Below are 22654 nucleotides of genomic sequence, written 5' to 3'. Positions count from 1 at the left end.
CGGGGTGTGGCGGATGAGCGCGAGTGGTGCGGGACTCCTGGTCGACGTCGTCATCGTGCTGCTGGCACTTCTGTTCGCCATCAACGGCTACCGCCAGGGCTTCATCCTCTCGGCCGCGACGTTCCTCGGCTTCCTCGGCGGCGCGCTCCTGGGCATCCAGATCGCCCCGTGGGCCGCCGACTTCTACCGCGAGCCGATCGCGAAGCTCGTCGTCGCGCTCGTCATCGTCTTCGCGCTCGCCCTCGGCGGCCAGGCCCTCATGACCGCGATCGGCTACCGGATGCGCAAGCGGCTCAAGACCAACGGCTCCAGGCGGATCGACCGCTTCCTGGGCCCGATCATCTCCGTCGCCGCGGTCCTGCTCGTGACGTGGATGTCGGCCGCGCCCCTGGCGAGCCTGCCGCTGCCGGCGATCTCGGCCGCGATCCGCAACTCCAGCATCGTCGGCGGTATCGACGACAACATGCCCGAAGCGGTCCGCGGCGTCTACGACCGGCTCCAGGAGTCCTTGAACACCTCGGGGATGCCCAACATCTTCTACGGCATCGACCCGACCCAGGTCCGCGACGTCGACCCGCCCGACCCCGCCCTCGCCGCCTCCGCCGTGGTCGTGAACGCCGAAGAGTCCGTCCTCAAGGTCCACGGCTCGGCCGGCTCCTGCGACCGCCAGATCGAGGGCTCCAGCTTCGTCTACGACGACGGGCTCGTGGTCACCAACGCGCACGTGGTCGCCGGGACCGACGACGTCCGCGTCGAGTCCGACGGCGACCTCCTCGAAGCCGAGGTGATCGTGTTCGAGCCCGAGAAGGACCTCGCGATCCTCCGCGTCCCCGATCTCGACGTCGACCCGCTGCCGCTCGAGGACGCCACGGCCGCCTCCGGCGACGACGCGATCGTCCTCGGCTACCCCGGCGGCGGGCCGTACACGCCGACGGCCGCGCGCATCCGCGAGGCGCGGGTGGTCACCGGCCCCGACATCTACGACGACGGCACCGTCACCCGCGAGGTCTACCAGCTCTACGCCGAGATCATCGGCGGCAACTCCGGCGGCCCGCTCCTCAACCCCGAAGGCGAGGTGATCGGCGTGATCTTCGCGGCCGCGGTCGACGATCCCGAGACCGGCTACGCGCTCACGATGGACGAGTCCGCGGCGGTGCTCGAGGCCGGCCGCACCGCCGACGGGCCCGTCGGGACCGGTTCCTGCACGTGAGATGTGCGATCTTGGGGATTTTCGCCATTGCCTGATGTTGGGCCTCGCGTCACAATGCGGGTAGGCTGTAGCGGTCGCCGTCGACGCATTCCGTTCACCCGGACGAACCCCCTGCTGAAACGGCGCGGCGAGTCTCACGCGGTGACGCGCGGAACGGACGGAACGCATTCATCCGGATACGAATGTCGATTTCGGCGTCGCAGTGCGCATGTGGATTTACGGGGGTCTCGCTCCCGCAATGCGGACAAGAGGCATAGACTCAGTACTTGCACTAGCGGTGCGTTGAAGAAAGGTGCGAACGGACATGGAAGACGTATTGGCGAGAGCCGCCCTCTTCAAGGGGGTCGACCCGGAAGCTGTCGAGTCGCTCATCAAAGAGATGGAGTACATCGACGTCAACAAGGGCCAGACCGTCTTCACCGAGAACGAGCCGGGCGACAGTCTGTACATCGTCATGTCCGGCAAGGTGAAGCTCGGGCGCCGCTCCGCCGACGGCCGCCAGAACCTGATCGCGGTCATGGGCCCGTCCGACATGGTCGGCGAGCTCGCGCTCTTCGACCCCGGCCCCCGCACCGCCACCGCCACCGCTCTCACCGACACCCGCCTGGCCCGCCTCTCGAAGACCGCCCTGCGGCCGTGGCTCGCGAACCGGCCCGAGATCGCCGAGCAGCTCCTGCGGGTGATAGCTCGCCGGCTGCGCCGCACGAACGACTCCATGGCGGACCTCATCTTCACCGACGTGCCCGGCCGCGTGGCCAAGGCCCTCCTGCACATGGCGAGCCGCTTCGGCACCCGCGACGGCGGCGTCCTCCGCGTCACCCACGACCTCACCCAGGAGGAGCTCGCCCAGCTCGTCGGCGCCTCCCGCGAGACCGTGAACAAGGCCCTCGCCGACTTCGCCGGCCGCGGCTGGCTGCGCCTGGACGGCAAGAGCGTCATCATCATGGACCCGGAGCGCCTTGCCCGCCGGGCCCGCGTGTAACGCCTCCGGTCGGACTTCGGGGCCCTCGGCATCGCCGGGGGCCTTCGCGGTTCTCCAGCTCGTAAGGGTGATCACTCCCCCTCCCGCGCTTGGCCGATTAGACGCCCGCAGGTCCGGCCGTTTAGACTTCCGGTAACCATCCCCGGAGTCTGACTGAAGGAGCGTTGTGGCAGGGCAACTGAACGTCGAAGTCGTGGCAGTCGACTCGAAGGTGTGGTCCGGAACGGCCAAGGCCGTCTACGCGCGCACCACCGAAGGCGAACTGGGCGTCCTGCCCGGTCACCAGCCGCTCCTGGGCGAGCTGCGCATCGACAGCACCGTACGGGTACAGCCGCTCGACGGGGGCGAACTCGCCTGGAAGATCGAAGGCGGATTCCTGTCGGTCACCACCGACGGCGTCACCATCCTCGCCGAGACCGCCGAAGCGGTCGCCTCCACTTCGGTCTGACCATGCTGAAGGCACTGCTCGTCGTCGCCGCTCTGGCGGCGGCCGTCGCGGTGTTCCTGGTGCTGACGTACGTCCGGCGCTCGTTCTTCTCCCGATCCGGCTCGGTCGCGATGGCGGCCCGCCTCTCCAAGCACATGGAGGGCCGCGGCTGGGCCCCCGGCTTCGCCGTCTACGAGCGCGGCACGCTCCGCTGGTACCGCATGTTCTCCCTGGCGTTCGGGCCGCGCTACTCGCTCTCGCGCGAGGACCTCCAGATCGCCGACCGGCGCGTGCCGGCCGGCCCCGAGGCCCAGATCTTCCCCCCGGAGGTCGCCATCCTCCGCTGCAAGAACTCCTCCGGCGAGGTCGAGCTCGCGATGACGACCTCGGCCGTGACCGGATTCCTCAGCTGGCTCGAAGCCGCCCCGCCCGGGGCGGCTTTTTACAGCGACAGGGAATGAACGACGCCCGCCCCGGTTCACCGGAGCGGGCGTTCCCCGTCTACGCGACCGGTTCGACCGACTGGGTGAACTGGGTTTCACCGTCGATGTCCTTGAGCGACACGGTGAGCACCTCGGTCTCGGCGTCGATGTGGACCTCGCCGAAGAACTGGTACCCGACCGCGGGCGAGGTGTTCGCCGCGGGCGGGGCCTTCACGAAGACCGCTTCGGGGCCGAACGTGCCGTCGAGCCGGTTGGGCCCGAACGCGCCGGCGTTCAGCGGCCCGGACACGAACTCCCAGAACGGGTCGAAGTCCTGGAACACGGCCCGGTCGGGGCTGTAGTGGTGGGCGGCCGTGTAGTGCACGTCCGCGGTCAGCCACACCATGTTCGCGACCGATTCGCGCTTGCAGTACGACAGGAGGTCCGCGATCTCGCTCTCGCGGCCGCCCGGGGCGCCCTCGGCGCCGTTGGAGACCCCTTCCTGCGCACCGGTGCCGTCGCCGACGATCAGCCCGATCGGCAGGTCCGCCGCGACGGCCTTCCAGGTCGCCTTGGAGCGGCGCAGTTCGCGCTTGAGCCACGCGAGCTGCCGCTCGCCGAGGACCGCCCCCGCGGCGCCGTCGGCGTCCGGGTTGGCGCTCTTGTAGGTCCGCATGTCGAGCACGAACAGGTCCAGCAGCGGCCCGTAGGAGATCTTCCGGTAGATGCGCCCTTCGGCGTCGAACCCGCCGGGCGTGAACTCGGCGAACGCCCGGCGGGCCCGAGCGGCGAGCACGTCGACGTTCTTCTCGGTGTACTGCGGCAGGTCGAGGATCTCGCCGGGGTACCAGTTGTTGGTGACCTCGTGGTCGTCCCACTGGTTCACCATCGGCACCCGCGCCAGGTACGCGCGGAGGTTGTCGTCGAGCAGGTTGTACTTGAACTGGCCCCGGTACTCCTCGAGGGTCTCGGCGACCTTCGTCTTCTCTTCGGTGACGGTGTTGCGCCAGGTGGTCCCGTCGGGGAGCGCGACGGTCTCCACGAGCGGCCCGTCGGCGTAGACGAAGTCGCCCGAGCACAGGAAGAAGTCCGGTTCGGCGTCGGCCATGGCCTGGAAGATCCGGTAGCCGCCGAACTCGGGGTTGATGCCCCAGCCCTGCCCGGCGAGGTCGCCCGACCACTGGAAGGTGGTGTCGCGCGGCTCGTCCGATGCGGTCGTGAACGACCCTTCGAGCGGTTCGGAGCCGCGCTCGCCTTCGGCCCGGATCCGGTAGTGGTACGTCTTCCCGGACCGGAGGCCGCTGAGGCGCAGCTTCCCGGTGTAGTCGGTCGCCTCGGTCAGCGCGGGGCCGGTGATCTCGCGGGCGTGCTTGAAGTCGGGGCGGGTCGCGAGTTCGACGCGCATCCGCGAGCCGCGATCGGCCCGGGTCCACAGCACCGCGCCGTTCTCGCTGACGTCGCCGGACTGGACGCCGTGGGTGAGCTGGGGACGGGAGGACGCGTACGAGATGCCGGGCATGCCCAGCACGATCGCGCTCCCCGCCCCGGCGGACAGCAGCCGCCGTCGGTCGATGTGCACTCTGGTCTCTCCAATACCGTGGGGGTCGTTTGACCTCACGCTCTCAGGCGGGGTCGACACACGGGTGTCACAGGAGTGAACAGTAAGGCCCTGCTCAGCGGTCCTTGGGCAGCAGCCGGAATGCGCCGCCTTGGAGCGGGACGATGGGGCGGAAGTCCCGCTCGTCACGGGTGAGCAGATCGAAAGTCTTGTAGCGGTAGGCGAGCACGACAAGACTCGCGTCGGCGAGTCCGAGTTCGAGCGATGCATACTTGGCGTCGACCTTGACCGCGGTTAGGAGGTCGGTGTGCGACATCGCCGCCACCTCGATCATCCGGCCTTGGAGCAGCCGCTCCAGAAGCGATCGGGCGACAGCGCCGCTGACGATCTTGCGCACGAGGTAATCGAACTCCGCGAGCACAAGCGGACTTACGACGAGCGGGCGCGACTCGGAGGTCGCGATCTTGCGGACTTCTTCGTGGTGCGGATCTGCGTCGTTGACCAGACTGAGCAGGCAATTCGTGTCGCAGATGATCACCGATCGAAGCCGTTCGAGCGGAGGAACTCCTCCTCGTCGTCGACCTGAGCGAGTTCCGGGCTGTGGATTACCGGCAGTAGATCCCATTGCGGAGCGGTAGAGGCCAGGCCGGCGTCGATGAACTCACGGATCAGCTCCGCCTCCGAGACTCCGCGCTCGGCTGCACCTCGTCGAAGGCCGTCCTTCTCCTCGTCGGTGAGGTACACGGTGGTCTTGAACATGCTCCCATTCTGCCATACGTATGGTGTCACCGCACGTTGAAAGCCCCGCGCTCCGGACGGCCGTCGGCCGGGGTGTTTCCGGAGCGCGGGGCGGGCCCGACCGCTATGCGCCGATGCGCGGGAAGGGCTTGGTGGAGAAGACGACCTCCACGGGGACTTCGAAGTACTCGGCGAGTTTCAGCGCCAGGAACAGGCTCGGGCTGTATTCACCCCGTTCGAGGTAGCCGACGGTCTGGTAGTGCACGCCGAGGGCGTCGGCGAGCTGGCGGCGCGAGACGCCCCGCTCGGCGCGCAGCACCGCGATCCGGTTGTAGACGACGTCGTCGGCCATCGGCCCCTATCCCCACTGCTGCTGCATCTGCTGCCGCCGCGACGCGACGGCCGAGCCCGACTCCCGCCGCGACATGCGCCGCAGCAGCCTGGGCGCCAGGGCCATCGACGCGACCGCCCACAACGCGAGCACGGCGAACATCGTAAGGGTCCGCCACTCGCCGCCGATCTCGACCGCCGCCATCGAGTCCGGCAGCAGCGCCTGGCGCATCCCCAGGCCCATCCAGTACATCGGCAGCGCCTGCCCGATCCACTGGAGCCATTCGGGCAGCGCGGTGATCTTGTAGAAGATCCCCGAGACCGCCACGGACGCCATGACGGGGAACATCACCAGGCTCATGTTCTTGGGGTTGTTGATGAGCGCCCCGAGGACGGCGCCGAGCGGCATGACCGCCGCGAGGCCGATCGCCAGGACCGCGAGGAACAGCAGCCACCGGTCGGGGGTCGCGAACTCGAGTCCGTCGAACAGCGGCAGGCCGACGGCCAGCAGGATGATCGAGGTGAGCGACAGGAACATCGCGGCCGACCCGATCTGCCCGACGAGGTAGCCGGTCATGCCGCCGGGCATCGACTTGGCGCGCAGGAGGGTCCCGTTGACGCGGTCCATGACCAGCATACTGACCAGGGTGATGATGCCGCCGAAGACGACGTTCATGCCGATGAGGCCCGGCATGTTCATGGCCCCCAGGGACACCGGTGCCCCTTCGACCTCGACGCCGCGCATGAAGTACAGCACGGCGACGGCGACGAGCATGGGCACGACCAGGCCGGCGAGGTCGCTCGGGGACGTCAGCGTGTTGCGGGTCTCGATCAGGGCCCGCTTCCAGCCGGTCCGGTACTCGTGTGCGGTGGTGTTCACTTCGTCGCCTCCCTGAAGGTGTCGACGGCGGTTTCGGTCTGGCCGGTCTCGAACTGCTGGACGAGCGTCAGGTACGCCTCTTCGAGGCTGGCGCGGTGGATCTCGAGGTCGGTGACCGCGCCGTCGTCGGTGGCGAGGAGCCCCCGCGCGAAGTCGGTCGCGTCCTCGGTGGCGTGCACGTGCCGCCGCCCGTCCTGGGTCCACGAGACCTCGGCGACGGTGGCCGCGGCGCGGGCGAGCTGGTCGGGCGAGCCGTCGGCGATGATGCGGCCGCCGGCGAGGATGACGATCCGCTCGGCGAGCTTCTCGGCCTCGTCGAGGTCGTGCGTGGTCAGCAGGATCGTGGTCCCGTCGAGGTCGGTGAGCCGGTGGATGAGCTCGTGGAACTCGCGGCGCGCGTGCGGGTCGAAGCCCGTGGTCGGCTCGTCGAGGAACAGGAGCTCGGGTCTGCCGATGATGCCGATGGCGACGTCGAGCCGGCGGCGCTGGCCGCCGGAGAGCGTCTGGATCCGCTGCCCGGCCTGCGCGGTGAGCCCGACGAGTTCGAGGAGCTCGTCGGCGCCCCACGGGTCGGCGTACGGCCGGTAGTACTCGGCGAAGTGGCGCAGGAGGTCCCGCACCCGCCACTTGCCGTTGTCGCGCCATTCCTGGAGGACGACGCCGAGCCGCGCCCGCCACGCCTCGCCGCCGCTGACGGGGTCGACGCCGAGGACTTCGACGTCGCCGCCGGAGCGGGCCCGGAAGCCTTCGAGGATCTCGATGGTGGTGGTCTTGCCGGCGCCGTTGGGGCCGAGCAGCGCGGTGACGCCGCCCGCTTCGACCCGGAGGTCGAGGCCGGTGAGCACGTCCTTGTCGCCGTAGCGCATGCGCAGGTCGGACACCGCGATGGCGGGGCCGGCGTGCGGTCGGGGGTGTCCCATGGATGGCTCCGTTGCAGGTGTTCGTTCTTCGATAGCACTCATGCTACATCTCGTCCGACACCTCTGTCGAGCCGTATAAGACGAGGGGCCGTTCACACGTCGGTGAACGGCCCCTCTGGTGCGAAGAGGAGAGCTTAGGTGCGCCGCTTCTCCCCGGAGCGGGCGAGGACCCGCTGCAGGAGGATGAACGCGAGGAGCAGGATCCCCATGACGATCCGCGCCCACCACGAGGACAGGTTCCCCTGGAAGGCGATGAGCGTGTTGAGCATCCCCCAGACCATGACGCCGGCGACGGTCCCGAGGACGAACCCGGCCCCGCCGGTGAGCAGCGTCCCGCCGATGACGACGGCGGCGATCGCGTCGAGTTCGGCGCCGACGTTCGCGAGCGGGTTGGCGCTCTTGGTCGCGAACGCGGCGAGGACCCCGGCGAGGGCCGCGCAGAAGCCGCTGACGGCGTACACGCCGATCTTGGTGCGCGCCACCGGCAGGCCCATGAGGAGCGCGGAGGACTCCGAGCCGCCGACGGCGTACACGCCGCGCCCGAACCGGGTGTAGTGGAGCGTCACGAAGGCGACGATGACGACCGCGAACGCCACGAACGACAGGTACGGGAGCCAGAAGCCGCCGTCGCGGATCTCCCCGAAGTCCACGTGCGTCATGCCCCACTGCCAGAACTCGATCTCGCGCATGGACACGTCTTCGCTGTTGATCTGGAGGGTCAGCCCCCGGAACAGGAACAGCCCCACCAGGGTCGCGATGAACGGCTGCACGTTGAAGTAGTGGATCACCGCGCCGATGGCCAGGCCCCACAGCGTCCCGAAGGCGAGCACCATGACCAGCGCCGCCGGGGCCGGGATCCCGGCGTCGACGGTGAGCCACGCGCACGCCATCGTCGAGAACGCCATCACCGAGCCGACCGAGAGGTCGATGCCGCCCGAGAGGATCACGAACGTCATGCCGACGGCGATGACCAGCAGCGGCGCGTTGTCGATGAACAGCTTGGCGACGACCTGCGGGCTGTCGAAGTTCGGGTAGTTCGCGACGCCGCCGAGGTACAGGGCGATCAGGAGCGCCACGGTCGCCCCGATCGGGACGTACCGGGTGAGCCCGTCGAACAGGGTCGAGCGCGCGGGGCGCTCGGTCAGTGTCTGGGTGGTCATTTCGCCTGGACCTCCTCGGCGGGCGCCGGCGCCGGGGCTGCCGGCCGCCGCTTGATCGGCTTCAGGATCCAGGCCCGGAACTCGGGGCTCTGGAGCAGTGCGACGACGAAGACCACGATGGCCTTCGCGGTGAACTGCCACTGGCTGGAGAGGCCGACGTTGATGATGGTGTCCTCGAGCGTCCCGATGATGACGACGCCGATCGCGGTGCCCAGCAGGAAGAACCGGCCGCCGAGCAGTGCCGTGCCGCCGATGACGACGGCGAGGATCGCGTCGAGCTCGATCCACAGGCCGCCGTTGTTGGCGTCGGCGCTGCCGAGGTTGGCCGCGCCGATGAGCCCGGCCAGGCCGGCGCACAGCGCGCACACCAGGTACACCAGGACGGTGATGCCCTTGGACCGGATGCCCGCGAGGCGGCTGGCCTCGGGGTTCCCGCCGACGGACTCGAGGAGCATCCCGAGCGCGGTCCGGCGCGTGAGCAGCGCGAGCGCGGTCAGCACGAGGGCCGCGATCCAGATCGGGATCGGGACGGCCAGGAACGCGCCGCGCCCGAGTTCGGTGAACGGGCTCGAGTCCTGCACCTTGGGGATCTGCCCGCCGGTGACGAGCTGGGCGATGCCGCGCCCGGCGATCATGAGGATGAGCGTGGCGACGATCGGCTGGATGCCGAAGTACGCGACCATGACCCCGTTCCACGCGCCGATGACGGCGGTGACGACGAGCGCGATGGCGACGGCGGAGAACACGAGGCCCGCGGCGGTCTGGTCGGGCGCGTCGATGATCGTCTGGCAGGCGATGGCCGCGCCGATGGCGTAGACCGCGCCGACCGAGAGGTCGATGCCCTTGGTGGCGATGACGAGGGTCATGCCGAGCGCGATGAGCAGCAGCGGCGCCGAGCGGCGCAGGATGTTGACGAAGGCGCCGCCGAGGCGGCCGTCCTCGTTGACGCTCGGGACGATGAAGTCGACGCCGGTGGCGACGATGTTGACGACGATGAGGGCCAGCAGGATGATGAGCGGCCACATCAGGCGCTTCGCGTAGTTCACGACTCGCGCCCTCCGGCCACGATGGTGTCCACGATGCGTTCGGTGGTCATGTCGGCCTCGGATTCGAGCACGGCGATGAGTTCCCGGTCGCGGAGGACCGCGATCCGGTCGGACAGGCGGGTGACCTCGTCGAGTTCGGCGGAGACGAACAGCACCGACAGCCCGTCGGCGGAGAGCTCGGCGACGAGGCGCTGGATGTCGGCCTTGGCGCCGACGTCGATGCCGCGGGTGGGCTCGTCGAGGATGAGGAGCTTGGGCTCGATGAGCATCCAGCGGGCCAGGAGCACCTTCTGCTGGTTGCCGCCGGAGAGGTTCTTGACGGGCATGTCGGGGTCGGCCGGGCGGATGCCGAGCTTCTCGATGAACTCGGCGACGAGCTTGTCGCGGCGGGCGACCGGGATGGACCGGGCCCAGCCGCGGGACGCCTGCATCGCCAGGATCATGTTCTCGGCGACGGTGAGGTCGCCGACGAGCCCTTCGGTCTTGCGGTTCTCGGGGCAGAACGCGATGCCGCGGGCGGCGGCGGTGCGCGAGTTGTGCCCGCCGACGCGCCTGCCTTCGAACTGCAGGGCGCCGGAGTCGGCGCGGTCGGCGCCGGCGATGAGCCGGACGGTCTCGGTGCGCCCGGATCCGAGGAGGCCGGCGAGGCCGACGACTTCGCCGCGTCGGACCGTCAGGTCGTACGGGGCGATGGAGCCCTTGCGGCCGAGGCCCCGGGCTTCGACGAGCGGTTCCTCGTCCTCGACGCGGTGCGCGGAGGCGGCCCGCTCGATCTGCTCGAGGGTCGCGGCCTCGCGGCCGAGCATGTGGCCGATGAGCTCGCTCTGCGGCAGGTCCGCGGTGGCCCATTCGCCGACGAGCGTCCCGTTGCGCAGGACGGTCATCCGGTCGCTGATCTCGTAGACCTGGTCGAGGAAGTGGGAGATGAACACCATGGCGGTGCCGTCCGCGGCGAGGCGGCGCATGACCCCGAGGAGCACTTCGACCTCGTCGCGGTCGAGCGAGGAGGTGGGCTCGTCGAGGATGAGGACCTTCGACTCGATGTCGACGGCGCGGGCGATCGCGACGAGCTGCTGCATGGCGATCGAGTAGGACGACAGGGGCGCGGCGACGTTCAGGTCGATGCCGATGTCGTCGAGGAGCGCCTTCGCCTTGCGGCGCATGGCGCGGAAGTTGATGAACGGCCCCAGGCGCGGTTCGCGCCCGGCGAAGAGGTTCTCGGCCACCGACAGGTTGTCGGTGAGGTTGACCTCCTGGTACACCGTGGAGATGCCGGCGGCCTGGGCGGCCTTGGGGCTGTGGAAGCGGACCGGCTCGCCGTCGAGGAGGATCTCGCCGGCGTCGTGGCCGTGCACGCCGGTCAGCACTTTGATCAGTGTGGACTTCCCGGCGCCGTTCTCCCCCATGACGGCGTGGATCTCGCCTGGCCTGAGGGTGAAGTCGACGCCGTCGAGGGCGCGGACGCCGGTGAAGTCCTTCACGATGCCGGTCATCTGGACCAGGGCAGCACCGGGCGGGGCTGTCGCGGGCATGGACTCGTCCTTCGTTTGGAGCGGAGCCGCCGCCCGGCCTTCCGGCCCGGGCGGCGGCATCGTCATTCGGCTCTAGAACTTGCGGTTCGGGAGTTCGGCCTCGAACTGGGAAGCGTCGAAGACGCCCTCCTCGACCGGGGTGAACTTCTCGACCTCTTCGCCGTTGGCGACCTGCACCACGACGTCCATGAGCTGCTCGCCGAAGACCGGGTTGCACTCGACGATGTAGTTCAGCTTGCCGTCGACGCCGGCCTGGAAGCCGGCCTTGGAGCCGTCCACGATGATGATCTGGATGTCGGTGCCGGGCTGGTAGCCGGCCTCCTCGATCGCCTGGATCGCGCCGAGGCCCATCTCGTCGTTGTGGGCGTACAGCAGGTCGATGCCGTCGAGACCGTGGGTCGTGATGAAGGTCTCCATGACCGCCTTGCCTTCTTCGGCGGTGAAGTTGCCCGACTGGGAGTCGACCAGCTCGTAGGGCAGGCCCTCGGCGTCGAGCACCTCGAAGAAGCCGGCCTTGCGGTCGTTGGCGGGGGCCGAGCCGGTGGTGCCCTGGAGCTCGAGGATCCGGGTGGTGCCGTCGGGGTCCTCGGCGAACGTCTCGACCGCCCACGCGCCGGCCTTGCGGCCTTCCTCGGCGAAGTCGGAGCCGAGGCGGGTCACGTAGAGGTCCTCGTCGGCGGCTTCGACGCCGCGGTCCGCGAGGACGACCGGGATGCCGGCGTCCGCGGCCTCCTGCAGGACGTCGGTCCAGCCGGTCTCGACCACCGGTGCCAGGACGATGACGTCGACCTGCTGGGTAATGAAGTTGCGGACCGCTTCGATCTGCTTCTCCTGGTCCTGCTGCGCGTCGACGAACTTGAGCTCGGCGATGCGGTCGTCGGCCTCGGCGGCGGCCTGCACGGACTCGGAGTTGGCGGTGCGCCAAGCGGATTCGGCGCCGACCTGGGCGAAGCCGACCACCAGGCCGTCGCCGCTGCCGCCGCCGTCGCCCGAGTCGTCACCCCCGCCGCATGCGGTGAGGCCGAAGAGGAGTGCACCGGCGCCGATGCCGGCCAGAACTTGCTTAAGCACTTGGGGGTTCGCCTTTCGAGAGAGCGGTGTTCACGAGGGTTGTCGATATTTGCGAGTACGCATGTTACCGCTCATATCCTTACCCGTGTTATCGGTCTCGTCAAGCTCGGCGGCCCCTCAGGTGCCGTAACGATTTCACAACGCGCCGCGAGCGCCCGCTCGGTAACTCCTGCGACGCACGAGGCGACCAGAGCACGTCCCCGCCCGGATTCGCCTTGCGCGCCAGCACGAACAGCAGGTCCGACAGCCGGTTCAGGTAGGTCACGGGCACGGCGTGCGTCGTCTCGGGCTCGGCCTCCAGGAGCGCCCACACCGACCGCTCGGCCCGCCGCGCGACCGTGCACGCCTGGTGCAGCAGCGCCGCCCCCGGCGTCCCGCCCCGCAGGATGAACGACCGCAGGTTCTCCAGATCGGCGTTCGCCTCGTCGATCCACCCCTCGAGCCGCGCCACGTACGACTCGTCGATCCGCAGCGGCGGGTACTTCGGGTCCGCCGCGACCGGCGTCGACAGGTCCGCCCCCACGTCGAACAGGTCGTTCTGCACCGCGAGCAGCATCTCGCCCTCGCGCTCCCCGATCTCCCCGGTGTGCAGCGCGAGCGCCGAACCGATCACCGCGTTCACCTCGTCCACGTCCCCGTACGCCGCGAGCCGCACATGGGTCTTCGGAACGCGCGTGAAGTCGGCGAGCCCGGTCGTGCCGTCGTCGCCGGTTTTCGTGTAAATCCTGGTGAGATTGACCGCCATACCCCCGACCATATAGCCTCCCCCCATGACACAAGTCGCGGTAATCGGTTCGGGACTCATGGGTTCGGGCATCGCACAGGTCACAAGCCTCGGCGGTTCCGACGTCGCACTGATCGACACGGACGAGGGGGCGCTCGACCGGGCGCTGGCGGCGATCCGCTCCTCCCTCGACCGCTTCGTCGCCAAGGAGAAGGTGACCGCGGAGGACGCCGACGCGGCGCTCGCGCGGATCACGACCTCCACCGACCTCAAGGCCGCCGCGGGCGCGTCGATCGCCGTCGAAGCGGTCTTCGAGCGCCTCCCGGTCAAGCAGGAGGTCTTCCGGCAGCTCTCGGGCATCTGCAGCCCCGAGACGGTCCTCGCCACGAACACGTCGGCGATCCCGATCACGGAGATCGCGGCGGCGGCGACCCACCCGGAGCGCGTGGTCGGCACCCACTTCTTCTCGCCGGTCCCGATGATGCAGCTCTGCGAGCTCGTGCGCGGCATCCACACCAGCGACGAGGCCCTCGCGACCGCCAGGGCCTTCGCCGAGGCGGCGGGCAAGACCTGCGTGGTCGTCAACCGGGACGTCGCGGGCTTCGCGACGACCCGCCTGATCTGCGCGCTCGTGAACGAGGCGGCCCGGCTGGTGGAGAACGGCGTCATCTCGGCCGAGGACCTCGACACGGCCTGCCGGCTCGGCTTCGGCCATCCGATGGGGCCGCTGGCGACCGCCGACCTCACCGGCATCGACGTGATCACGCACGCGACCGAGAACATCTACGACGACACGGCCGACCCGCAGTTCTTCCCGCCGGCGCTGCTGCGCCGCCTGGTCGCCGCGGGCGAGATCGGCCGCAAGAGCGGCAAGGGGTTCTTCGACTACACCGCGTGAGGCACCTGGTGTTGATTCACCGGACCGGTCGACTCACCGGCCGCGGTCGTCCACAGACCTGTGGATAACGTCGCAGCGAGCGTGGCGCGGGCGGGTGCGAGCACCCGCTCGCCGCCGCTCACGGCGGTGACGGCGATCTCGACGGTCGCGCCTTCGACCTTGCGGACCTTGCCTTCGACCTCGACGCTCGTCCCGGTCGCGGGCACGACCACGGGCTTGGCGAAGCGGGCGGAGAACTCGGTGATCCTCGCGTCGACGCCCGCGGCGGCGAGCCATTCGAGGATCGCGCGGGAGACCAGGCCCATCGTGTACATGCCGTGGGCGATGACGTCGGGCAGTCCGGCTGCCTTCGCGGCCGCCTCGTCGAGGTGGATCGGGTTGTGGTCCCCGGAGGCGTCGGCGTACCTGGCGAGGTCCGCGCGCTCGACGGGGAACGAGGTGGAGAAGACGGTGGCGCCGACTTCGAGTTCGGGCTGCATCATGCGGGGCCTCCGGCGCTCTGCTCCTCGGCGGCGCCCACGAACAGGGTCGTCCACACTTCGGCGGCGAGCCCTTCGGCGTCGTTCACCTCGGTGCGCAGCGCGAGGAGGTCGTTCCCGGCGACGGTCTTGATCGACTCGACGGTGACGGTGCAGGTCACCTCGGCGCCGGCTCGCAGCTCCCGGTGGTACGCGAAACGCTGCTCGCGGTGGAGGACGCGGCTCCAGTCGAGACCGAAATCGGGGTCGTCGATGAGCCGGTCCGCCGCGGGCAGCGTCAGCGAGATCAGATAGGTAGGCGGAACCAGTCCGGTGTCGGCGAGACCGAGGGCCTCGGCGAAGCGGGTCACCGATTCGGCGGTGACCGTCACCGGCGGGGTGGTCGGCAAGGACCGGCCCACATACGAAGTGCTGAGCATGTACCGGAAGCGGGGAAGACTAGCGGGTCTCTTTGTGGACCTGCGAGGTCTTGCAGCGCGGGCAGTACTTCTTGAGCTCGAGCCGGTCGGGGTTGTTCCGCCGGTTCTTCTTCGTGACGTAGTTGCGCTCCTTGCACTCCACGCACGCCAAGGTGATCTTGGGGCGGACGTCGGTAGCCTTGGCCACGATGAGTGCCTTCCTCTAACGGAACCCGCCGGTCGGCGGGGTTCTTCCTTGCAAAACAAAACGGCGACCAGCGTAACGCAGTGGTCGCCGATTGCCAAAAGTAGCGATGGGCAGGATCGAACTGCCGACACAACGATTATGAGTCGTTTGCTCTACCACTGAGCTACACCGCCGTGTGCTCACTGCCGCCAGATTGGCTCTGGTTGAGCAGTCCGACACCGGTCGGCTTGCGCCTCGAGGTGTCTCCGAGCCCCCTTACGGAATCGAACCGTAGACCTTCTCCTTACCATGGAGACGCTCTGCCGACTGAGCTAAGGGGGCGTTCGCGCGGCTTCCCGCGCGGCCTTGACAAGAGTACATGATCGCGACCGGAGCGCCGAGCCGGGGCCCGCCTTGCGGTGCGCGCCACAGCCCCCGCTCAGACGACCCGCAGGCGCGCCTGACCGCGGGTCCAGCCCTGCCCGTCGAGCCACGCCGCGAACCGGTCCGGGGGCAGCGGCCGCGAGAAGTAGTACCCCTGGCCGGCCTCGCAGTGGAGCTCGCGGAGCTGCTCGACGGTCTGGTGCGATTCGATGCCCTCGGCGACGACGTCGATGGCGAAGTGCCGCGCGAGGCCGAGGACCGCCTCGACGATGGCCTTGTCGTCGTCGTCGGTGGCCATGCCCTGGACGAACCGGAGGTCGATCTTGATCTCCTGCACGGGCAGCCGCCGCAGGTACGCGAGCGAGGAGTACCCGGCGCCGAAGTCGTCCACGGACAGCCGCACGCCCATCTCGTGGAGCCGGTCGAGCGCCGGCGTGAGCCTCGGCTCGCCCGAGACGACGTCGTCCTCGGTGATCTCGAACGTGAGCCGCTCGGGCGGGACCCCGTGCCGCTCCAGCAGCGCGGCGACCCGGCCGGGGAACTCGGCGTCCGCGAGCGTGCGCGGCGACAGGTTGACCGACATCGGCAGCGGCCCGTCCTCCCCGGCCCATTCGGCGGAGCGCCGCAGGGCCTGGTCGAGGACGGTGTCGGTGAGCTGCCCGAGCTGCCCGGTGGACGCGGCGATCGGGATGAACTCCTCGGGCGCGACGGTCCCGTACGTCGGGTGGGACCAGCGCACGAGCGCTTCGGCGCCCATGACCGCGCCGCCGTTCTCGAGGGAGCGGTCGAGGCGGACCTTCGGCTGGAAGTGCACCTCGAGCCGGCCCTTGTCGAGGGCCCGGCGCAGGTCGGCGGCGAGGCCGATGCGCCGCAGGCTCTCGGATTCGAGCCCGGCGTGGTAGAGCTGGACGCCGTCGGGGGCGTCCTTGGCCTGGCGGGTCGCGCCGTCGACGCGCTTGAGGAGCTCGTCGGCGTCGGCCGCGAAGTCCGGGTGGGTGACGACGCCCACGGCCGCGGAGAGGCTCACCGAGACGCCGCCGACCTCGAACGGCCCCTGGATCCCCTCGCGCAGCCGCCGAGCGGTCTCGATCGCCGCCTCGGTGGACGCCAGGCGGGTCTGGAGGATGAACTCGTCGGAGTCGATCCGCCCGATGAACGACGCCGCGGGCGCGTGCTCTTGGAGCCGCCTCGCGAACTCGCGCAGCGCGGTGTCCCCGGCCTCGTGGCCGAGCGCGTCGTTGATCTCGTGCAGTGAGTCCACATCGAACATGAGGACGGCGACGACCTCGCCGGGGACGGTGATCGACAGCGCCTCCTGGAGCGCTTCGAGGGACCGTCTGCGGCTCGGCAGGCCGGTGAGCGGGTCGTGGTAGGCGTCGTACCGGAGCTGGTCGATCAGGCGCGAGTTGTCGACGGCGATGCTGACATGAGCGGCGACGGTCTCCAGGAGCTGGAGGTCGGCGGTGTCGAAGTGCGACATCTCTCCGCCGATGCGGTCGGCCACGGACAGGCACCCGTAGACCTCGTCGCCTGACCGCAGCGGCACCAGCAGGACGTTGCGCAGCCCCGCGCCGGCGAGGATGTCGCGGTGCTCCTGGCTGCCGTGCTTGGGGGTCACCAGGATCGGTCGGTTCGCGTCGATGGCCTCCCGCTGGAGCGCTTCGGGCACCGGGTCGAGGTCGGTCAGCCCGACGTCGTCCACCGAGGACGTGAGCCGGATCTCCGGGTTGCGGCCGTCGGCCGGGACCCACACCGTCGCCGACTCGGCCGAGAGGATCTCGCGCAACCGGCCCAGGGTCGCGTCGATGAGCCGGTTCGAGCGCACGGAGCCGGCCACCAGGTGCGTGAAGTTGTTGAGCTCGTTGAGGACGTGCCGCTGGCCGCGCAGCTTCATGTAGCTGCGGGCGAGGGCGACGATCGTCAGGAGCATGAAGACGATCAGGACCCAGGCCCAGGGAGCGGCCTCGAGGAGCACCAGGAAGATCAACCCGACGCAGGAGGCCATGATGGGCCCGGCGAGTGTCATCGCGAAGCTCGACCACGCCTTGACGACGCTGCTCCAGCTGTTGATGAGGAACAGCAGCATCGAGATGAGGATGGTGGTCGTGAAGCCCGCGGAGACGATCGCCCCCACGAGGACCAGCCACGTGCGGGGGTCGGCGGCGGCGCCGATCTGGAAGTACTGCACGAACGCGGCGGCCGTGGCGGCGCCGAACAGGGACATCCCGATGTTGAACAGCGGTTTGAGCAGTCCGACGTCGGACCGGAGGTAGCGGCCCGCGTAGAACGCGACGGCCGAGACCGCGCGCACCACCAGGATCCAGAACGGGTCGAGGTAGAACAGCGCCAGGATCAGCGGGACGTCGGCGAGGTTGAACGCGATCCTCAGCCCGCGGACGTCCTGCTGGATCAGCAGGTTCTGCGCGACGATGAAGGCGGCGACGAAGAGGACGACCTGCCCCACCGGCAGTTCGCCCGGAATGCCGTGCGCGACCATGACCGCCGCGTCGACGGCGAGGATGATGAGGGTCAGCGCCCACGGGAGGATGCGGAACAGCGATGGATACCGCTCTCGGTCCATGGGCGACCCGCCTAACGGAGCGGCGGCGCTACCGCCGTCAAGAGACGTCGCCGGAGTTGCCGGGAGCGGCCTCGTCCGTGTCGGATCCAGAGACGTCCCCGGAGTTCCCGCCTTCGGCGATCACGTAGGAGACGTCGCCGGAGTTCCCGCCTTCGGCGAGGACGGCGGAGACGTCTCCGGAGTTCCCACCTTCGGCGTCCGAGACGTCGCCCGAGTTGCCCGCGGACGCGACCGCGGACGCTCCGAGGACGATGCCCAGCGCGATGAGGCCCGTGGCGATCGCGGCGCCGAGCATCTTCAAAATTCTGGCCGGTTTCACAGGGCCTCCCGTGAGTGGTGGGTACGTTCAGTCAGGGGACCAGTTGAGCCCATGGTGCCACAGTCGGATCGCACTAGGGAAGGCTTGCGACCGTGATTCTCGCGCTCTTTCTGGTTCAGCCTTACGCGTGAGTAGGACTCAGATCATTCTCGCCGATGCCCCGCCGGCGTTCGCTGACGGGTCGGCCGATCGCAGTCCACGACACGCCGGGCCGTATAGGTTAGGCTTGCCTTACTGTCACAGCGGTCACTTCGCGATAAGGAACTCGCCCATGTCTGCAGACACCGCCGCCGCGATGTCGTTCTCGGCCCGGATCCGCGAGGCCTCGTGGTCGCGGCACCGGCGCCTCGACCCTTCGTCCGATGCGGATCGCGAGCCGGGCCTGTTCGACCGCCTCTTCGACGGCTCCCTCTCCCTCGCGGACTACACCCGCTGGCACGCGCAGCAGTTCTTCGCCTACGAGGCGATCGAGGCCGCCGGCGACCGTCTCGCGGCCGATCCGGTGGCCGGGCCGTTCGTGTTCCCCGAGCTGGCGCGCCTGGGCGCGCTCGAGGCGGACCTGCGATTCCTCATGGGACCGAAGTGGCGCTCGGGCGCGGAGCCGCTGCCGGCGACCCGCGCGTACGTGGAACGCATCCACGAGGCCGCCGCCGAGCCGGCCGGCTATGTGGCCCACGCGTACACGCGCTACCTCGGCGACCTCTCCGGCGGCCAGGCGTTCGGGAAGGCCGCGCGGCGCAACTACGGCTTCGACGGCGCCGGCGCGTCCTTCTACGAGTTCACCGGGATCGGCAGCCCCAAGGCGTTCAAGGACGAGTACCGCTCGCGCCTCGACGCGATCGGCCTGGACGAGGACGCCAAGTCCCGGCTCGTCGAGGAGGTCCTCGCCGCCTACGACCACAACGGCGCGGTGCTCGCCGAACTCGGCGCGAACCTGGACCGGAACCCGTTCGAGCCCAAGGTCGTCGCCGCGGTCTGCCACCACATGAACCACGACCACGCCGCCGACACGCTCGTCATCTGCCGCGGCGCGGGCGGCCGGCCCGAGGCGCACGCGGCCCGCATGACCGGCTTCGACGGCGACGGCGCCGACTTCGCGGCCGCCGTCGGCGACGGCGAGGTCCCCATCCGCATCGCCTGGGCCCGGCCGCTCACCGAGCGCGCCGAGGTCCGCCCCGAGATCGTCCGGATCTTCACCGAGTCGAAGGCGCTCCTCGAAGCCTGACGCCTTACCGTTCCGGATTGTCCTGATTGTCGCGACACGCCGCGCGGTGACGAATCTCGCCCGCCCGGGGCCCGCGGCGTTACCGTGGCCCGGTTGCCATGCTCACGGACGGCCCCCCGGAGCCCGCGCGAGACCGCGGCCCGCCGCCCCGTCCGATGAGTCAGCCACTGACCCGGAGGATGTCTTGTCCGACACCGGACCGGTTGCCGTCGCCGCGATCAGGCGCCACGCCGCCCGGCCGCACCGCACGAGGGGCCAGCACCGCGCCTCGTGGGCCGCAGAACTCGCTCCGCTGCTGGCGGGGACCCAGCGCCGCTACACCGCCGTCGTCGGCTCCGCCGTCGCCGGGGCCTCCGTCGTCGCGATGGCGACCGCCGCCGGGATGCCGTCCGGCGAGGCCCCCGCCCCGTCGCGGGCCGTCGACGACATCGCGGCCCTCGCCGCGGAGGCGAGCGCTCCGCAGGAGTCCGTCGAGGCCGAGGCGCAGCCCGCGGCGGCCGCCGCCGACGGGGCCGCGTCCGACACCGAGCGCGCCACCCCGGTCACGGGCCAGGACGCGCAGATCCAGTGGCGGCCCATGCTCGACGAGATCACCATCACCTCGCTGTTCGGGCAGCGCTGGGGCCGCAACCACAACGGGGTCGACTTCGACGCCGAGACCGGCGACCCGGTCTACGCGGCCTACCCGGGCACGGTCAAGCACGCCGGCTGGGAGTCCGGCTTCGGGAACCTCGTGATCATCGACCACGGCGACGGCGTGGAGACCTACTACGCGCACAACTCGGCCCTGCACGTCAGCGAAGGCGACTGGGTCGACTCGGGGACCCGCATCGCCGACGCCGGCAACACGGGGTTCTCGTTCGGCTCCCACGTCCACTTCGAAGTGCATGTGGACGGGCGGCCGGTGGAGCCGCTGGGCTACCTCTCCGAGGCCGGCCTGGACCTGCGCTAGAGCTTCGTGATCGGCGCGAGGCGCAGGATCACCCATTTGGGTTCGCCGTCGCCGAAGTCGATGCGCGCCTGGGCCCGCGGGCCCGAGCCCTTGAGCTCGACGACCCGGCCGAGTCCCCACTTGTCGTGGGTGACGCGGTCGCCGACGTCGAGCACGGGCACGTCGCCGGAGCTGCGCATGACGATCGGCTGCCCGAACGAGGGCGCCTTCGACTTCACGACGCGCGGCGGCGGCGCCGACTCGGACCATTCGATGAGGTCCGCGGGGATCTCGGCGAGGAACCGGCTGGCGGCGTAGTACTCGGGCTGCCCGAAGATGTTCCGGGTCCCGGCCCGCGTCAGGTGCAGGTGCTTGCGGGCGCGGGTGAGGCCCACGTACGCGAGGCGGCGCTCCTCTTCGAGGTCGCCGGGCTTGTTCATGGACCGCTCGTGCGGGAACAGGCCGTCGTCGAGCCCGGTGAGGAACACCGTGTCGAACTCCAGGCCCTTCGCGGTGTGGAGGGTCATCAGGGTGACGACCCCGCCCTCCTGCGCGTCGGGGTCGGGGATGGAGTCGGCGTCGGAGACGAGCGCGACGTGCTCCAGGAACGACGGCACGTCGGCGGCGAGGTCCTGCTCGTCGTCCTCGGTCGTGCCGCGCATGACGGACTCGGTGAACTCGTGGGCGACGGCGACGAGCTCCTGGAGGTTCTCGATGCGGCCCTCGTCCTGCGGGTCGCTGGACTGCTCGAGCCCTTCGAGGTACCCGGTGTCGGTGATGAGCCGGTCGAGGACCTCTTCGGGCGGCGCGGTCTTCGCCAGTTCCGTGGCGGCGTCGATGATCTCGCAGAACCGCTTGATGCCGGGCCGGGCCCGCCCGGAGATCCCGGGCGCCTCGTCGGCGCGGTGGAGCGCTTCGGGGAACGAGATCCGCAGCCGGGCCGCGAGGGCCTCGACCTCGGCGACCGCCCGGTCGCCGACGCCCCGCTTCGGGGTGTTGACGACGCGCATCGCCGAGACCGTGTCGTCCGGGTTCGCGGTCAGCTTCAGGTACGCGAGCATGTCGCGGACCTCTTTGCGCTCGTAGAAGCGGACGCCGCCGACGACCTTGTACGGGATGCCGCGGCGCACGAACACCTCTTCGAACGCGCGCGACTGCGCGTTGGTCCGGTAGAAGATCGCGGTGTCGCCGAAGCTCGTCTCCTTCTCGTCGACGAGCTGGTCGATCCTGGCGGCGACCCACGCGGCCTCGTCGTGCTCGTTGTCCCCGGTGTGCCCGAGGATCCGGCCGCCGGGGCCCTCGTCGCTCCACAGCCGCTTCTCGCGGCCGCGCTCGGTGTTGTTGCGGATGACCCCGTTCGCGGCGTCGAGGATCGTCTGCGTGGAGCGGTAGTTCTGCTCGAGCAGGATCGTCTTCGCGTCCGGGAAGTCGCGCTCGAACTCGATGATGTTGCGGATGGTGGCGCCGCGGAACGCGTAGATCGACTGGTCGGCGTCGCCGACGACGCACAGCTCGGCCCGGTCGTCGCCGGTGCCGACGAGCTCCCGCACGAGCGTGTACTGGGCGTGGTTGGTGTCCTGGTACTCGTCGACCATGACGTGCCGGAACCGCATCCGGTAGGACTTGGCGACCTCCGGGAACGCCCGGAAGAGGTGGACCGTGGAGCCGATGATGTCGTCGAAGTCGACCGCCTGGGCCAGGCGCAGGCGCTCGTCGTACTGCGCGTACACGTCGGCGACGAGCTGCGCGCGGGCGTCGTCGGCGGCCGCGGCGGCCTGCTCGGGGCCGATGAGCTCGTTCTTGAACCGGGAGATCTCGGCGGCGAGCCAGCGCGGGGAGTGCTTCTTGGAGTCGAGGCCGAGGTCCTTGACGATCTGGGTGAGCAGCCGGCGGGCGTCGTCGGTGTCGTAGATCGTGAAGCTGGACTTCCAGCCGAGCCGGTGGGCTTCGCGGCGGAGGATCCGCAGGCACGCGGAGTGGAAGGTGAGGACCCACATGGCGCGCGAGCGCGCGCCGATGAGGTCGGCGACGCGTTCGCGCATCTCGGCGGCGGCCTTGTTCGTGAACGTGATCGCGAGGATCTCGCCGGGGTGGGCCCCGCGTTCGGCCAGGAGGTACGCGATGCGGTGGGTGAGGACGCGGGTCTTGCCCGAGCCCGCGCCTGCGACGATGAGCAGCGGTGATCCGGCGTGCTCGACGGCTTGGCGTTGCGGTTCGTTGAGGCCGGTCAGAAGGTCGTTCATCGGGATCAA

At 69.8% G+C, this 22654-nt stretch carries 24 protein-coding genes and 2 tRNA genes; 7 read left to right on the top strand and 19 right to left on the bottom strand.

Features of this window, described 5'->3' with window-relative positions; all coding sequences use genetic code 11:
- Positions 1-13 precede the first annotated feature (13 nt).
- The 4 genes from GFD30_RS06390 to GFD30_RS06375 all read left to right on the top strand — a co-directional run bounded on the left by GFD30_RS06390 (position 14) and on the right by GFD30_RS06375 (position 3080).
- Positions 14-1210: a MarP family serine protease gene (locus GFD30_RS06390; protein ID WP_153024360.1), complete on the top strand. Its 1197-nt coding sequence runs from the start codon at positions 14-16 to the stop codon at positions 1208-1210.
- A 304-nt stretch (positions 1211-1514) separates the two neighbouring features.
- On the top strand, positions 1515-2192 hold the full coding sequence (locus GFD30_RS06385) for a Crp/Fnr family transcriptional regulator (protein WP_030144656.1): 678 nt from the start codon (positions 1515-1517) through the stop codon (positions 2190-2192).
- Positions 2193-2358: 166 nt separating this feature from the next.
- Entirely contained in the window at positions 2359-2640 is a 282-nt protein-coding gene (locus GFD30_RS06380) for a F0F1 ATP synthase subunit epsilon (RefSeq protein ID WP_322633004.1), read from the top strand.
- A gap of 2 nt (positions 2641-2642) precedes the next feature.
- Entirely contained in the window at positions 2643-3080 is a 438-nt protein-coding gene (locus tag GFD30_RS06375; protein ID WP_153024359.1) for a DUF2550 domain-containing protein, read from the top strand.
- A gap of 40 nt (positions 3081-3120) precedes the next feature.
- Here the strand turns inward: GFD30_RS06375 and GFD30_RS06370 are convergent, their stop codons facing one another.
- The 11 genes from GFD30_RS06370 to GFD30_RS06320 all read right to left on the bottom strand — a co-directional run bounded on the left by GFD30_RS06370 (position 3121) and on the right by GFD30_RS06320 (position 13021).
- Positions 3121-4560 carry an alkaline phosphatase D family protein gene (locus GFD30_RS06370; RefSeq protein WP_153024462.1) on the bottom strand — a complete coding sequence of 480 codons (1440 nt, stop codon included), beginning with the start codon at positions 4558-4560 and terminating at the stop codon, positions 3121-3123.
- A gap of 154 nt (positions 4561-4714) precedes the next feature.
- Positions 4715-5137: a type II toxin-antitoxin system VapC family toxin gene (locus tag GFD30_RS06365; RefSeq protein ID WP_194201870.1), complete on the bottom strand. Its 423-nt coding sequence runs from the start codon at positions 5135-5137 to the stop codon at positions 4715-4717.
- Complete coding sequence (locus GFD30_RS27800) at positions 5134-5358, bottom strand: ribbon-helix-helix domain-containing protein (RefSeq protein WP_153024357.1); 225 nt, start codon at positions 5356-5358, stop codon at positions 5134-5136. Before GFD30_RS27800 ends, GFD30_RS06365 begins: the two co-directional genes overlap by 4 nt.
- Before the next feature lie 103 nt (positions 5359-5461).
- Positions 5462-5689: a helix-turn-helix transcriptional regulator gene (locus tag GFD30_RS06355; protein WP_153024356.1), complete on the bottom strand. Its 228-nt coding sequence runs from the start codon at positions 5687-5689 to the stop codon at positions 5462-5464.
- Positions 5690-5695: 6 nt separating this feature from the next.
- On the bottom strand, positions 5696-6547 hold the full coding sequence (locus GFD30_RS06350) for an ABC transporter permease (protein WP_322633002.1): 852 nt from the start codon (positions 6545-6547) through the stop codon (positions 5696-5698).
- On the bottom strand, positions 6544-7467 hold the full coding sequence (locus tag GFD30_RS06345) for an ABC transporter ATP-binding protein (RefSeq protein ID WP_227995893.1): 924 nt from the start codon (positions 7465-7467) through the stop codon (positions 6544-6546). The genes GFD30_RS06350 and GFD30_RS06345 overlap by 4 nt, the downstream gene beginning before the upstream one ends.
- Positions 7468-7601: 134 nt before the next feature.
- Positions 7602-8627, bottom strand: coding sequence for an ABC transporter permease subunit (locus tag GFD30_RS06340; RefSeq protein ID WP_153024355.1), 1026 nt, complete (start codon positions 8625-8627; stop codon positions 7602-7604).
- Positions 8624-9673, bottom strand: a complete 1050-nt coding sequence (locus GFD30_RS06335; RefSeq protein ID WP_322633001.1) for an ABC transporter permease — start codon at positions 9671-9673, stop codon at positions 8624-8626. Before GFD30_RS06335 ends, GFD30_RS06340 begins: the two co-directional genes overlap by 4 nt.
- A complete protein-coding gene (locus tag GFD30_RS06330) occupies positions 9670-11205 on the bottom strand; it encodes a sugar ABC transporter ATP-binding protein (protein WP_153024354.1) in 1536 nt (511 codons plus the stop codon). The genes GFD30_RS06335 and GFD30_RS06330 overlap by 4 nt, the downstream gene beginning before the upstream one ends.
- Before the next feature lie 72 nt (positions 11206-11277).
- Complete coding sequence (locus GFD30_RS06325) at positions 11278-12276, bottom strand: ABC transporter substrate-binding protein (protein ID WP_322633000.1); 999 nt, start codon at positions 12274-12276, stop codon at positions 11278-11280.
- 100 nt (positions 12277-12376) lie between these two features.
- Positions 12377-13021 carry a cob(I)yrinic acid a,c-diamide adenosyltransferase gene (locus GFD30_RS06320; RefSeq protein ID WP_153024353.1) on the bottom strand — a complete coding sequence of 215 codons (645 nt, stop codon included), beginning with the start codon at positions 13019-13021 and terminating at the stop codon, positions 12377-12379.
- A gap of 25 nt (positions 13022-13046) precedes the next feature.
- Here GFD30_RS06320 and GFD30_RS06315 point away from each other — a divergent pair, with 25 nt between their 5' ends.
- Positions 13047-13898 (top strand): 3-hydroxyacyl-CoA dehydrogenase family protein, encoded by an 852-nt coding sequence (locus GFD30_RS06315; RefSeq protein ID WP_153024352.1) that lies wholly within the window; start codon positions 13047-13049, stop codon positions 13896-13898.
- Here the strand turns inward: GFD30_RS06315 and GFD30_RS06310 are convergent.
- The 7 genes from GFD30_RS06310 to GFD30_RS06280 form a co-directional block, all read right to left on the bottom strand.
- Positions 13886-14380 (bottom strand): MaoC/PaaZ C-terminal domain-containing protein, encoded by a 495-nt coding sequence (locus tag GFD30_RS06310; RefSeq protein WP_153024351.1) that lies wholly within the window; start codon positions 14378-14380, stop codon positions 13886-13888. The two genes, GFD30_RS06315 and GFD30_RS06310, sit on opposite strands and share 13 nt — an antisense overlap.
- On the bottom strand, positions 14377-14766 hold the full coding sequence (locus GFD30_RS06305) for an FAS1-like dehydratase domain-containing protein (protein WP_194201869.1): 390 nt from the start codon (positions 14764-14766) through the stop codon (positions 14377-14379). The genes GFD30_RS06310 and GFD30_RS06305 overlap by 4 nt, the downstream gene beginning before the upstream one ends.
- A 49-nt stretch (positions 14767-14815) precedes the next feature.
- Positions 14816-14986, bottom strand: a complete 171-nt coding sequence (gene rpmG, locus GFD30_RS06300) for a 50S ribosomal protein L33 (RefSeq protein ID WP_407648983.1) — start codon at positions 14984-14986, stop codon at positions 14816-14818.
- A gap of 98 nt (positions 14987-15084) precedes the next feature.
- Positions 15085-15156, bottom strand: a tRNA-Met gene (locus tag GFD30_RS06295).
- Between the two features lie 75 nt (positions 15157-15231).
- Positions 15232-15304, bottom strand: a tRNA-Thr gene (locus GFD30_RS06290).
- Positions 15305-15401: 97 nt separating this feature from the next.
- Complete coding sequence (locus GFD30_RS06285) at positions 15402-17927, bottom strand: putative bifunctional diguanylate cyclase/phosphodiesterase (protein WP_153024349.1); 2526 nt, start codon at positions 17925-17927, stop codon at positions 15402-15404.
- 37 nt (positions 17928-17964) lie between these two features.
- Positions 17965-18246: a hypothetical protein gene (locus tag GFD30_RS06280; protein WP_194201868.1), complete on the bottom strand. Its 282-nt coding sequence runs from the start codon at positions 18244-18246 to the stop codon at positions 17965-17967.
- A 271-nt stretch (positions 18247-18517) separates the two neighbouring features.
- Here GFD30_RS06280 and GFD30_RS06275 point away from each other — a divergent pair, with 271 nt between their 5' ends.
- Both GFD30_RS06275 and GFD30_RS27480 read left to right on the top strand, forming a co-directional pair.
- Positions 18518-19471 (top strand): biliverdin-producing heme oxygenase, encoded by a 954-nt coding sequence (locus GFD30_RS06275; RefSeq protein WP_153024347.1) that lies wholly within the window; start codon positions 18518-18520, stop codon positions 19469-19471.
- Between the two features lie 184 nt (positions 19472-19655).
- Complete coding sequence (locus tag GFD30_RS27480) at positions 19656-20423, top strand: M23 family metallopeptidase (RefSeq protein ID WP_153024346.1); 768 nt, start codon at positions 19656-19658, stop codon at positions 20421-20423.
- On the opposite strand, the gene pcrA is transcribed toward GFD30_RS27480, so the two are convergent.
- On the bottom strand, positions 20420-22645 hold the full coding sequence (pcrA, locus tag GFD30_RS06265; protein ID WP_153024345.1) for a DNA helicase PcrA: 2226 nt from the start codon (positions 22643-22645) through the stop codon (positions 20420-20422). The two genes, GFD30_RS27480 and pcrA, sit on opposite strands and share 4 nt — an antisense overlap.
- Positions 22646-22654: the final 9 nt, after the last annotated feature.

The sequence above is a fragment of the Glycomyces albidus genome (genome assembly GCF_009451885.1).
Classification (GTDB): Bacteria; Actinomycetota; Actinomycetes; order Mycobacteriales; family Micromonosporaceae; genus Glycomyces; species Glycomyces albidus.
The sequence above is the reverse complement of the archived record's forward strand: the minus strand, read 5'-3'. Positions and strand labels throughout refer to the sequence as shown.